Raw genomic sequence first — 12,645 nt, 5'->3', positions numbered from 1 at the left:
CTATTGTGGCCAATCTTGCAGGGCTTTTAAGCTAAATTCATAGCCATCAAAATCAAGTACGCTCTGATCCGGTGCTATTTCTAGCACCCTCAATGCACCAATAGACTCCCCTTCATATAGCTCTCTGCCATTGAGTTTTATCCAGCGCTTATCTGCTGTCGACGAATAAATATGTGCCTGATATTTAATGCTTGGCAACATACTTTGTAGGCCATCCGGCAGTAGCTCAACGGGTTGTACCCGTGATGAATGACGAGAGCCTTTAGTTACTTCGTAGTCGGCTGTTGTTTCTGTGTCATTAACGGCTTGCGCAAACGCATTTTTAAGCGTGTCGGGAACCGTATCTAGTTCAGCGGTTGATTCTGGCTGAGCAGGCACATTTTGATTAAGTGGTTTACCTAACACTTTGTATTTACTTAACTCATCGGCACTGAGTGTTCTTTTCGTTGCTTGAGTTGGTACGCTTTTCGGTTGGTTGCTCTGTGATTGAAAACTAGATGGAACGTTATTCTGCGCCGAGAAATTGTGCGCTTGCCCTTGAGACGCTTGATTAACGCTCATAGGTAAATATTGCCCTTGAGTCGTAAGCAACATTTGCTGTACACCCGTTGGGGTTTGTACATAAACCAATTGCCCTGCCAGTGGCACAGAATTGTTAGGCGCAGTTGTAACAAGGGGCGCTTGAGGGTTTGTTACTGCTTGAACAACCGTTTTTTGTACTTCCTCTGGGCTTGTTGGTTTTTCTACCACTGCTGAGTCTTTTTGACTAAGGTCATTTTGGACAACCTTATTTTTTACGGCTACATTTTCTTGTTGCAGCCACTTCCCGACAAAAAAGCCACTGGTCAATATACCCGTTGCCAATAAACTTCCTGCGAGTAAAAAACTAATTCGACGATAGGTCATCAACTGGTGTTGTTGTTTTAATTGTTGCGCTTGCAAGTCATATTGCTCTGCGCTCATGGTATCGTGCTTTGACTGCTTTAACGCATCTAATAAATAAGACATGAATCACCTAACTAAAGAATAAATGACAGGCCAATTCCTGCACCAAAAAGCATTAACGCAGCAGCGCTATAGGGCCAAATCGAACCTGTTTTACTCACCTTATTATTTGTGGCAATAAAGTCGATAGGTAAAGATTCACTCGCCGCTTGCTTAACAATATCACTGCCAACAATTTCTTGTTGTTTGGAAAATGCCCCTACTAATGCGCGTTCACACACCAAATTCATTAATCGTGGCACACCGCCAGTTAGCTCATGCACCATTTGCATTGCTTCCATTGAAAATATTTTCTTGTCACAACCTGCAATATGCAGCCGATGTTGAATATAAGCAATGGTTTGCCCTGGTGTTAGTGCTAACAAGTGATATCTGGCAGTAATACGCTGTGCCAGCTGCCTTAACTCATTTCGCTTTAGAAGTACCTGTAACTCAGGCTGCCCTACTAATACTATTTGTAATAACTTTTTATGGTCGGTTTCAATATTGGTTAATAAGCGAAGTTGTTCTAGCACATTAGGGGCAAGCAATTGTGCTTCATCAATAATCAAAATAGTATGCCCCCCCGCTTTATTATTAAACTCAAGGTGCTTTTTAATGACATCCGTTAAACTTTTCAGGGTTGCATTTTTGGCGTCGTAAGTTATTTGTAATTCATCGCAAATACTGGCTAACAGTTCAAGTTCTGATAACGCAGGGTTATGGATCATGGCTACTTGGGTATTTTCAGGCAGTCGCTCTAACATACTACGTGTTATGGTGGTTTTACCCGTCCCAACTTCACCAGTTAACAGCACAAAGCCACCGTCTTCACCTAGTCCATAGGTAAGGTGTGCTAATGCTTCTTTGTGGCGTTCACTTAAAAATAAGTAGTGGGGATTAGGCGAAATTGAGAATGGCTTTTCTTGTAAACCAAAATAGCTTAAATACACCTTTATAGTCCTTGGTCGTTAATTCACGGTCTATAATGGCAAAAAAATAGCCTGGGTGACAACTACAACCAGGCTTTATTATTAAAATAGTGTAAATAAAAAAGGCTAACCGTAAATAAAAGAGCATTTTTAGATTCGCTAATATATTAATTAACTACTTCTCATAGCGTACTAGGCGTAAATATACGTTACTTGTTTTAGCATGTAAGCTATTTAAACCACTGGAAAATTGATAAACCCATGCCGAATTTATATTGCTAATACCCGAGGTATTAGACCAATAATTTTGCGACTGCGTTGCTAAAAAAATACCCGCATTAATACTTGGATCGGTACAACGGTGATCTACTATACTAGCTAACTCTTTAATACTCGGCACTTGCCAGTCGTTATAATTTGCCGTGGTGTCATTAAGTGCGCCTTTAAGTGAGGCCTGCCAGTTTAATGGTTGAGTATCGCCATCGCAGCTAGTTGTTTCGCTATTATAAACTTGACCATAGTTACAGCGCTGCCACATTAGCCCTGTTTTAGTATCTGACACAGTGCCATCAATATTAATCACAAATCGGTCGGTATCATCGCTAGTCGCGACTTCCTGATAACACTGCTGCGCTGCAAGTGACTGACTTAATCCTAAGGCTAATAACATAGAGACTTTAATTAATTTCATAATAATCACCTTAACGATTTCTAACTAAGCGCACATAAGCGGCATTATCTTTTGGATAGGCTAAGTCGTTGCCATCCATCATATCGATAATGTAAGCCTGAGATAAACTGGCACCATCAACCGCGGTCTGTGAGGTCCAATAGCGTAAATGCCCTTCGGTGTTAGTCGATGGTGTATTAGGAAAAAATGCAGTATCTATCAATACGTTTTGCCCTTGTTTACCGTAATCAATTAAACCTAAAAGTTCAGTATAAGTGGGTAAACGCCAGTTACTACCACCACAAAAATCAAGCGCATTAACTTCATCAATATAGGTTTGTAATCCGCAATCAGTATTGCTCGGACACGTGGTATTATCACTACCCGCTACATCGCCGCTATTGACAGTCCCTTGCCAAATGTAACGGTTTTGCCCATCACGTAAAGTGGTATTTGGTAACACCCCGGAATAAGGGCTTTTTACTTCCCAAACAAGGCCGGTAGTATTATCACGAATACAGCTAAAGTTTTGCGCATCATCGAGAAGCTCATCGGCAAACTCATTAAGTTTGGTGTAATCAAAAGCCAGATTCCCTTTACCCACTTTACCTAAACGATTGGCAAAACTATCGCGCCCAAGATCAGCATCTTGAGCTGGAAATTCATCATTATTACAATTAATTCGCTGAGTATTGTTATAACACTCTCCTACTCCTGTATCATTTATTAACCCAAGCGCTTTGGGTGTTACATCAATAAATACGGTATCTGTGTCGGTGCGCCCTTTTAAGTCCATAACTTGTACTTCAAAGCTAAGCGTTGCATTTAAATCAATATCAGAGGCAAAAAAGCTGGCAGTACATGACTGTGATTCAATCAGGGTTTCTGCATTACCGGTAAGTTGTTGCCACTTACATTGATAAGATTGAGTTGCCGCTTCACTGGCTGTGGCATCTAAAATAACCTTATCAAACTCTTCTACTGTTTGATCAGCGCCTGCATCAGCAATAATTACCTGGGCTGTTTTATTAAGGGTCATATCAAATTGTGATGCAGATACTCCGCCCTCATCATCTGTTACGGTGAGCTGCCATTTTAAGTTGGTGTTATTTTCTAATAATGGATGAGAAAAACTAAGCGTTGGATTGGTATAGCTATCAATTGTTAAATCCGGCCCTGACAACAATTGCCACAAATAACTGCTAATTTCGCCATTTTCATCGGGGTCTGTGGAAGTTAAACCACTAAGGGTTACAGTATCCTTATAAACTGAGGGCAAGTTTGCAGGAGCAACTTGAGTAACAACAGCAAGAGGAAGCTGATTATTAGAGGCAATGAAAACACTCAAGTCGTCATTCACTAAACTGCCATCTGAGGTTTGATAGCTAACTCTTAATACCAGTTCACTGTCAGACTTTACATCTGGTGCAGTAATGGTTTGTTCAGCCCCTTCAAGCGGAAACACATCTATAATAGGGCCACTTACACGCTGCCAAGTAAATGTACCATCTGCAGGAGAGCCTTTTGCAGAAATAGTAAACTCTGATTTTTCTACAACTTGAAGATCGTTACCTGCAAATACTGATGTTTTTATATCACTGTTATCAGCACCGCCTCCCCCTCCGCATGCAGCCAAAAGCAAGCATGACATAAGTGGTATTAACGAAATTGCTCTCATACTCAGCACCTTTTTGTCTTAAAATTATCTAATAAAACTATTAAGCAAAAAAAATGCCATTATAAATTATAAATAGCTATCTTGATGAATACGAACAAATAATTTAGTGCCAACTTTACTGTAATCTACTTTATATTCGCGGCCATCTAAGGATTGAATAAACAACAATTGTTTTTCTTCGCTAAATACATCAGCACTAGTAATATAAACAACGTCGAGGTAACGCTCTTTTGCATCTCGGCGGTTTTTTGGCAGTTCTTCTTTAAATGGCTCAAGACCATTGCCTGTTACTTTAATTTTAGGGTGAGTCTCACCATTAACAATCACTAAATCTAGTTTTCTGTCTTTATGTATTATGGTGTTTCGACCACTTTTAATGAAAGATCTGTCTTGGCTCATAGTTATTCCTAATCCCGCAGTGAGTGCTTATATTATTATTCACACTGCGACTTTATAAACTGAGAGGGATCGCGCTTCCATTTATTTAAATTTGCGCTAAATTCCCAAATATCACTTTCTATTACACTCGCTGGTAACAGTAAGTCATACCCTGTTAAAAGCTGAAGATGCTTAGCCCTATTAGCAAACATTGCTATAAGCCCATTATAGTCAATTCCTTTTTTTGACCTATATTTATTATCTTCAACTAACCATTCTGATGGGCAATGCCCATTTTTGCAATTTTTTTGAACAACTTGCATAAAGAAATGTCGCTGCTCTATCAACAATTTACCCGCAATTCTTGGGGCTAAAGCAGACAAGAATGAATCTATATCATTTAACTTAATACCAATCGCATTAAGCTCAAGGTAATCAATGCCATTATCAACCTTAGGTATACCACAATGGTGCAAATTCTCTGGGTGTAAATGCCATTGTCCATACTTATGCTGATATATTAATTGCTGCTCAGTTAAAATAATACTATAAAAAGGTTCTTGTGTTTTAAAAAAGCCAATTAAAATTGCAGCAATACATAAACTTACTAAAAAAATTTCGATAATACTTATTTCGCCTGGGCGTAATAAATTAAACAGCATGATAATAATCAAGCCAATGCTGCCGACCACTAATATTTCAATTCCATTTTTAGCGCCTTGCGCTCGGTATTTTAGTATTTGTTTATTTATATTAGCCATACTGAAAAAACGCCATATAAAATATAAACATAATAATAGCCCACAATACTAACTTTCTCAGCGTTAAACAGCGTTTGCATGATGTTTTAAAGCTCATCAATTAACTCCCATTATTACTGTTAAATATGCGCAATGACTAAGTATCAGTTATTTTTACGCTTAACGCACAAATTAATGAGATACATAACCGCCTTTTTTTGTCCTGATTTCGTACAATACTTATAATCTATTTTCAGGTATGAAAACAATGCACTCTAAACAATCAGGTAAAGCCTTATTTCCATTTATTATTTCGTTACTAATAATTTTTAGCGTTTATTTGTATTTTCCCGCATCACAGGGCGAGCAAGCCAATTACTCGGCAATGACAACGCAAGTCTCTGCCCACACGGTAAGATCGCAAGAAAACGCAATTATGATTGAAGCCATTGGCAGTGCTCGTGCTAATCAGGCTATCTACATTAAAAGCGCCCAAAACGATTATGTCACTAGCATTTACTTTGAAGATGGCGACTTGGTCAGCAAAGGACAAAAATTAGTACAACTGCAAAACCAACAAGAACAATTTGCAGTAAAAGAACTTAGCATTAATTTACAAGAAGAAAAACGTCAATTAGCCAGACTAACCGAGCTTTCTCGCTCGCAAGCGACGGCCAAGTCATTGCTTGAAGAACAACTCGCTCGCGTTGATGCCAGCGAAGCACAACTTGAAAGTGCTAAAACCAAACTCAATGAAATGGCCATCACCGCGCCTTTTTCTGGGTTACTGGGGAAACGCGAAATATCGGTGGGTGCGTATATTAATAATAGTACTGTGATCACAACCCTCGATGACATTAGTATTATAAAAGTTGATTTTAAAGTGCCTGAAAAGTATTTAGCTCAATTGAAAAACGGAATGATTGTTCGCACTCAAAACGATGCTTACCCTGATCAAACCTTCAGCGGTAAAGTAACCCATATAAGCTCACGTATCGACTCAATCACTCGCAGTGTAGAAGTAACAGCCAGTTTTGCTAATAAATCAGGTTTACTTCGCCCAGGTATGTTGCTTAAAACTGCACTAGAGCTAAGCAGTAACCAAGCGCTGATGGTGCCTGAAAAGGCCATTATTCCTCTGCAAGATAAGCATTACGTTTTTCAAATTGAAGATGGCATAGCAAACCGTAAAGAAGTACATGTTGCAAGTAGAAATAATGGCTGGGTTACGATAGACAAAGGGTTAAGTAATGGCGAGCAAATTGTTACCGAGGGAATAATTAAAATTCGCTCAGGTAGTAAAGTAAGCGTTAAGGGGTAACACGTGAAAATTACCGATACTAGCGTCAAACGCCCCGTTTTTGCGATTGTTATTAACTTACTGTTACTCACATTTGGCTTAGTTGCTTTTAGCATGTTGCCTTTGCGTGAGTATCCAGATATTGAAACACCGATTGTAAATATTAGTACTGAATATACCGGTGCATCTGCCGAAATTATTGAAACAAAAATAACGCAAGTTATTGAAAACCGTATTTCGGGCATTGAAGGTATTAAAAGTATTAACTCATCGAGTCGTAATGGCCGCTCAAACATTACCATTGAGTTTAATATTAGCCGCGACATAGATGATGCCTCCAACGATGTGCGTGAACGTGTTGCGCGTGCACTTGATAGCCTACCCGAACAAGTGCGTCCTCCTGAAGTATCAAAATCAAATAGTGACGAAAGCCCTATCGCGTGGTTTGTACTTAACAGCGAAACCATGGATTCATTGCAACTTTCTGATTATGCACAGCGTTTTATTGTAGACCGATTAGCCGTTGTTGATGGCGTATCGAATGTGCGCATTGGGGGGGAGCGAAAGTATGCCATGAAAGTATGGCTTAACCGCCAAGCGATGGCCGCCCGTGGCATTACCTCTAGTGATATTGAGCAAACACTGCGTAGTGAAAATGTAGAACTTCCGGCCGGTGAAATCGAATCAGTTGATCGTGATTTTACCGTTCGCACTGCACGCAGCTATAAAAACCAACGTGATTTTCAAAACCTAGTTATTAAACGAGGTGAAGATGGTTATTTAGTGCGTCTAGGCGAAGTGGCTGACGTAAAACTAGAAGCCGCCGATGATGAAAGTTTATTCCGAGGTAATGGCCGTAATATGATTGGTATGGGTATTGTAAAACAAGCCAAAGCCAATACCCTAACTGTGGTTGATAACGCCCGCAGTGAACTGGAAAAAATAAAACGTAATTTACCTGAAGGCACCACCATAGAAGACAGTTATGATTCTTCGGTATTTATTAAAGAGTCAATTAATGAGGTTTATAAAACTTTAGCAATTTCTATGGGGTTAGTCGTGCTTATTATCTTTATATTTTTAGGTAACATTCGCGCCACTCTTATTCCCGCGGTCACCGTACCGGTCGCCCTAGTCAGTAGTTTTATGTTTTTATTAGCAATGGGTTATTCAATTAACTTATTAACTCTACTAGCACTGGTGTTAGCAATAGGCTTAGTGGTCGATGATGCCATTGTAATGCTAGAGAATATTCACCGCCGCATAGAACTTGGGGAGCCGCCTTTATTGGCAGCTTATCGCGGCGCACGTGAGGTGGGCTTTGCAATTATAGCCACCACCTTAGTGCTTATATCCGTGTTTGTACCATTAGTGTTTATGGAAGGACGAATTGGCGCACTATTTACAGAGTTTGCTATGGCAGTAAGTGCTGCCGTGTTTTTCTCTAGTATCACTGCGTTGACACTCTCTCCGGCGCTGTGTTCAAAAGTGTTAAAGGCCTCTGAAAAAGAAAGTAAGTTTAGCCAAGTTATGGACCGTTTTTTTACTAAATTAGAAAATGGATACCGTAACGCTTTAGCGTCAAACATGACCCGTAAATGGGGCTTAATGCTGAGCTTAGTTTTGGCTGGGTTTGTTAGTTATTCATTATTTTTACAAATACCCTCAGAGCTCACGCCAAAAGAAGATCGTGGCACCTTCTTTGTGCTTATGAATGGCCCTGAAGGGGCAAGTTATGAAAATAATGCCGCTAATATGGCAAAAATTGAAGAGCGCTTGATGCCTTATTCTGAATCTGGCGAACTAAGTCGAGTGCTTGTTCGAGTCCCAGGTTGGGGTGGCAGTGGCGGCGTGGCTATTGTTGGCATGGCTGACTGGGATAAGCGCAAACGCTCAACATGGGAAGTCATGGATGAAATAAGCGGCAAAATGCAAGAGGTCACCGACGTTCGTGCATTTGCTATTATGCGCCGTGGTATTGGCGGAGGTGGTTCATCTCGCCCTATTGAATTTGTTTTGCAAGGTAATGATTATGCTCAACTTGCCGATTGGCGAGATAGAATTATTAAACGCGCTGAGAAAAACCCTGGATTAGTGCGTATTGATCATGATTATAAAGAAACCTTCCCTCAGTTTTTAGTCAGTATTGATAAAAATAAAGCCGCTGATTTAGGCGTATCAGTCTCTGATGTGGGTCGTACACTTGAAACCATGCTTGGCCAACGCCGTGTAACCACCTTTATTGACCGCGGTGAAGAATACGATGTAATTTTAAAGGGCACAAAACAAGACTTTGCCAACCCGACTGATATTTCAAATATTTACCTAAAATCACGTAGCGGAGAACTTGTTCCTCTTGATAGCCTTATTAGCTTAAAAGAAGAAGCCACCGCCTCGCGTTTAAACCGTTATAACCGAATGCGTGCAATTACTTTAAGTGCCAACCTCGCTGATGGTTACACGCTAGAACAAGCACTAAACTTTTTAAACAAGGTTGCCACAGAGGAAAACGACATTGATGGTGCCATTGACTATAAAGGTGAGTCGCAATTGTTTTATGAAGGTGCCTCAGCCATGACCTATGTGTTTGTGCTGGCATTAACCGTGACCTTTTTAGTACTGGCAGCTCAGTTTGAAAGTTTTATGCATCCATTTGTTATTATGTTAACTGTGCCACTTGGTTTAATGGGTGCCATGTTTGGGCTGTGGAGTATGGGGTTAACGCTTAATATATACAGCCAAATAGGTATTGTTATGCTCATAGGGTTAAGTGCTAAAAACGGTATACTGATTGTTGAATTTACCAACCAGTTACGTGATAAAGGCGTAGAATTTAGTGAGGCTATTTTACAAGCGGCTACACAGCGTTTGCGCCCTATTATTATGACTTCCCTAACAACGGTTATGAGTGCCGTACCTTTGGTGTTGGCTTCCGGTCCAGGCTCGGAAAGTAGAATGGTAATTGGTGTGGTGGTATTTACCGGCGTAACGGTTGCAACCATACTAACTCTGTTTGTGGTGCCAGCCGCTTATTACGCACTAGCGCGAAACACACAATCACCTGAGTTTTTACAACAAAAACTTGATAAGCAAGCCGCTGAAAAACCGCTTAAAGAGATCTAAGTCACTCAGAGCGTCGTAACTAGCTGTTACGGCGCTTTATTCAGTGCACATATCCCTAACAATTGAGGAAGTACTTATGAGTTCGACCACACAAGTAGCAACACTCGGCGGCGGCTGTTTTTGGTGTATTGATGCAGCATTTAGGCGTGTAAAAGGTGTACTCAGTGTTTGCTCTGGTTATACTGGTGGACATACTGATAACCCAACATACAAAACTATTTGCACTGGCAACAGTGGCCATGCAGAGGTAATTAAGGTTGAATTTGATGCCAGTGTTATCAGCTTTGAAACCTTACTCGCGATGTTTTTTACCCTACACGATGCCACACAACTAAATCGCCAAGGTAACGATATAGGCACTCAATACCGCAGCGTTGTGTATTATCATAATGAGCAACAACAAGTACAAACACAGGCAGTTATTGCAGAGCTGCAAAGTCATGTTAGCGAACCTATAGTGACTGAGGTGAGCCCAGCAACCACTTTTTACCCCGCAGAGCACTACCATCAGGACTATTACAATGAAAATCCTGAGCAGGGCTATTGCAGTATTTTAATTGCACCCAAATTACATAAGTTTGAAACCGAATTTAGCGAGTTTTTATCGAAATAAAGTGCTTTTAATAAATAGCCCAGCAATAAGCTGGGCTATTTATTCCTTGGCAACTAGGATAAGTGACTAAAACTGATAATTTGCCCCTACAAAGAAAGTTCTTCCTGCGCTGTTATAACCTAATAGCTTACCACTGGCAGCAAAGCCCGTCGCAGCAGTAAAATATTCTTTATCAGTAATATTCTCTATTCGAGCAGCTAACGACAAATTATCTAGCAACTGGTAATTGGCTGCTATATTAAATACCGTATAAGCAGCGAGCTCCGAGTCATAATACGCAATCGAAGGACGCGATGAGCGATATTGCATATCCAAGCTGGCATCAAAATCACCCCATGTTTTAGCGAGTTGATAATTAAACGATTCAGAAGGTCTACGTGGTAAATCGGTATTCGTTTTTTCATCTGTAGCGTCTAAAAAGCTAAAATTAACCGAGTGTTCAAAGCCTAGCGCTGAAAACTCTGCCGACAGCTCAAATCCCTGCATAGATACTTTATCTATGTTAGTGGCAATATATTTACCTGAGTCTGCATCATAATTATTACTAATCAAATTATTGATACGGTTATCGAAAATAGCAATATCATAACGGCCCCATTGGGTTTCTAAAGTTATACCAAGCTCATTATTTAAGGCTTCTTCAGGTTTAATATTATTGTTTGGTAAATAGTACGGGCTGTTAGTCACAAACGCATTAATTAACGAAGGAGCTCTAAATGCAGTACCGTGATTTAAACGTAGTGTTACATAGTTATTTGCTTTGTAACCAAGTCCTGTACTGTAAGTGTTTGCACGGCCATGGAAGTCATAATCATCGGTTCTAACAACCGCATTTGCTAACCATTTGTTATGGCTATAAAATGCGCCTATAAACAACGCCTTATTATCGCGTTTTTCTTCTGATGACGTTGCTGACGAGTTTGATAAATCCTCAGATAAATAATTAAAGCCACCCGATATATCAAGTTCTTCAGTAAGGGTATAAAGCCCTCGATATTCAAACTCAACACGCTCTGTGCTATACACTTGCTGCACATCGGTACCTGTTTGGGTATTTTCTTCTTGCGAAACGCTCACCGAAGTACTTTGGCTATATACATCAGAGGCTTTGTTCCAGCCTAGCTTAGCGGTGTAATTTTCAAAGTCGTAGGCATCGTTACCCCATGCATTATCATATTGTGCTTCACCTTCACTGTACTGAGATTGCAGGCTCAATTGGCCTAGCTCAGCAAGTTCATAAGCTAAATTAAAGCCAATGTTTTTATTTTTGTAGCCATCATCATCATGATCTTTTGTGTACTCAGCCGCCGGATCTTTGCCAGTTACATCAAAACCATCCGTCTCTTCGAAGCCTAAATTATAATTAAAGCTAAGCGCCTCTTTTACAACCCCACCAGCAAGCTGATAATTACTGTAGCTATGGCTGCCTAAAGTAGCCGAAAGCGAGTTATTTGAGGCTTTACGGGTGATAATATTAATTACTCCGGCTACCGCATCAGAGCCATAAATAGCAGCTCTTGCCCCTTTAATAAGCTCAACACGCTCGATACTGTTAACTGGAATATTCGTCAGCGATACACTGCCTGAACTTGCATCGCTCACTCTTACGCCATCAACCAATACTAAGGTATATTTAGCGCTGGCCCCGCGAACAAATATATCTGCCTTTTGACCTAATCCACCATTACGAACAATATCTATCCCAGCTATGGTATTTAATATTGCAGGTAAGTCTCGGTAATTAGCTTTTTCAATATCAGCGCGGTCGATAACTGCAACACTTGCTAATACATCATTTATAGGTTGTTCAAATTTATTCGCAGTAACGGTTATTTTTTCAATGGTTTGTTCTGCAGCAGATACAGAAATAGAGAGTGCAGCCGAAATGGCCACACCCAATGCAGTTTTATTTAACATCATGTCCCCTATCTTTGCCCACCGCAAAGATGTTAGTAAGTAAGATTAAATCAAGGCCGGTCTCCGGACTCAGTTACCATAATTTAATACAGCATAACTTTACCGTTGCGGGGGCAGTGTTGGGATTGACTTCATCAATGAAAACGCACCAACTTCCCGATTATCCTACTAAAAAAATCACACCATTGAAGTGTTTAGCAAGCACCTTGAAAATAGGCTGCTATTGTTATCTGTTTACTAAAAAAAGTCAACGGACGTCTAAACATCTAAAAACCCAAAGATTCAAGGTTCTGGATACGGGGTTCGGGGT

At 40.3% G+C, this 12,645-nt stretch carries 10 protein-coding genes and 1 riboswitch; of the genes, 3 read left to right on the top strand and 7 right to left on the bottom strand.

Annotated features, from left to right (window positions below; genetic code table 11):
• The 6 genes from QL986_RS03940 to QL986_RS03915 form a co-directional block, all read right to left on the bottom strand.
• Window positions 1-1,008 (bottom strand): general secretion pathway protein GspB, encoded by a 1,008-nt coding sequence (locus QL986_RS03940; protein ID WP_138686403.1) that lies wholly within the window; start codon window positions 1,006-1,008, stop codon window positions 1-3.
• Window positions 1,009-1,019: 11 nt separating this feature from the next.
• Window positions 1,020-1,937, bottom strand: coding sequence for an AAA family ATPase (locus tag QL986_RS03935; protein ID WP_138686402.1), 918 nt, complete (start codon window positions 1,935-1,937; stop codon window positions 1,020-1,022).
• A 154-nt stretch (window positions 1,938-2,091) separates the two neighbouring features.
• Entirely contained in the window at window positions 2,092-2,607 is a 516-nt protein-coding gene (locus QL986_RS03930) for a DUF1566 domain-containing protein (protein WP_013464322.1), read from the bottom strand.
• A gap of 10 nt (window positions 2,608-2,617) precedes the next feature.
• Entirely contained in the window at window positions 2,618-4,264 is a 1,647-nt protein-coding gene (locus tag QL986_RS03925) for a DUF1566 domain-containing protein (RefSeq protein ID WP_290191232.1), read from the bottom strand.
• 66 nt (window positions 4,265-4,330) lie between these two features.
• Window positions 4,331-4,663 (bottom strand): hypothetical protein, encoded by a 333-nt coding sequence (locus tag QL986_RS03920; protein ID WP_013464320.1) that lies wholly within the window; start codon window positions 4,661-4,663, stop codon window positions 4,331-4,333.
• A gap of 35 nt (window positions 4,664-4,698) precedes the next feature.
• Window positions 4,699-5,403, bottom strand: coding sequence for a DUF2982 domain-containing protein (locus tag QL986_RS03915; protein ID WP_036979717.1), 705 nt, complete (start codon window positions 5,401-5,403; stop codon window positions 4,699-4,701).
• A 247-nt stretch (window positions 5,404-5,650) separates the two neighbouring features.
• Here QL986_RS03915 and QL986_RS03910 point away from each other — a divergent pair, with 247 nt between their 5' ends.
• From QL986_RS03910 to msrA, 3 genes are all read left to right on the top strand, one after another.
• Entirely contained in the window at window positions 5,651-6,703 is a 1,053-nt protein-coding gene (locus QL986_RS03910) for an efflux RND transporter periplasmic adaptor subunit (RefSeq protein WP_290191231.1), read from the top strand.
• Between the two features lie 3 nt (window positions 6,704-6,706).
• On the top strand, window positions 6,707-9,805 hold the full coding sequence (locus tag QL986_RS03905; RefSeq protein WP_013464318.1) for an efflux RND transporter permease subunit: 3,099 nt from the start codon (window positions 6,707-6,709) through the stop codon (window positions 9,803-9,805).
• Window positions 9,806-9,881: 76 nt separating this feature from the next.
• Window positions 9,882-10,418: a peptide-methionine (S)-S-oxide reductase MsrA gene (gene msrA, locus QL986_RS03900; protein ID WP_033104041.1), complete on the top strand. Its 537-nt coding sequence runs from the start codon at window positions 9,882-9,884 to the stop codon at window positions 10,416-10,418.
• Between the two features lie 66 nt (window positions 10,419-10,484).
• On the opposite strand, the gene QL986_RS03895 is transcribed toward msrA, so the two are convergent.
• Complete coding sequence (locus QL986_RS03895; RefSeq protein WP_273002734.1) at window positions 10,485-12,335, bottom strand: TonB-dependent receptor; 1,851 nt, start codon at window positions 12,333-12,335, stop codon at window positions 10,485-10,487.
• Between the two features lie 36 nt (window positions 12,336-12,371).
• Window positions 12,372-12,537, bottom strand: a riboswitch (cobalamin riboswitch).
• Window positions 12,538-12,645: the final 108 nt, after the last annotated feature.

It is taken from the genome of Pseudoalteromonas sp. APC 3250, from assembly GCF_030407915.1.
Lineage (GTDB): Bacteria > Pseudomonadota > Gammaproteobacteria > Enterobacterales > Alteromonadaceae > Pseudoalteromonas > Pseudoalteromonas tetraodonis.
Note: the sequence above shows the minus strand (reverse complement) of the source record. Positions and strands in the feature narration are given on the sequence as shown.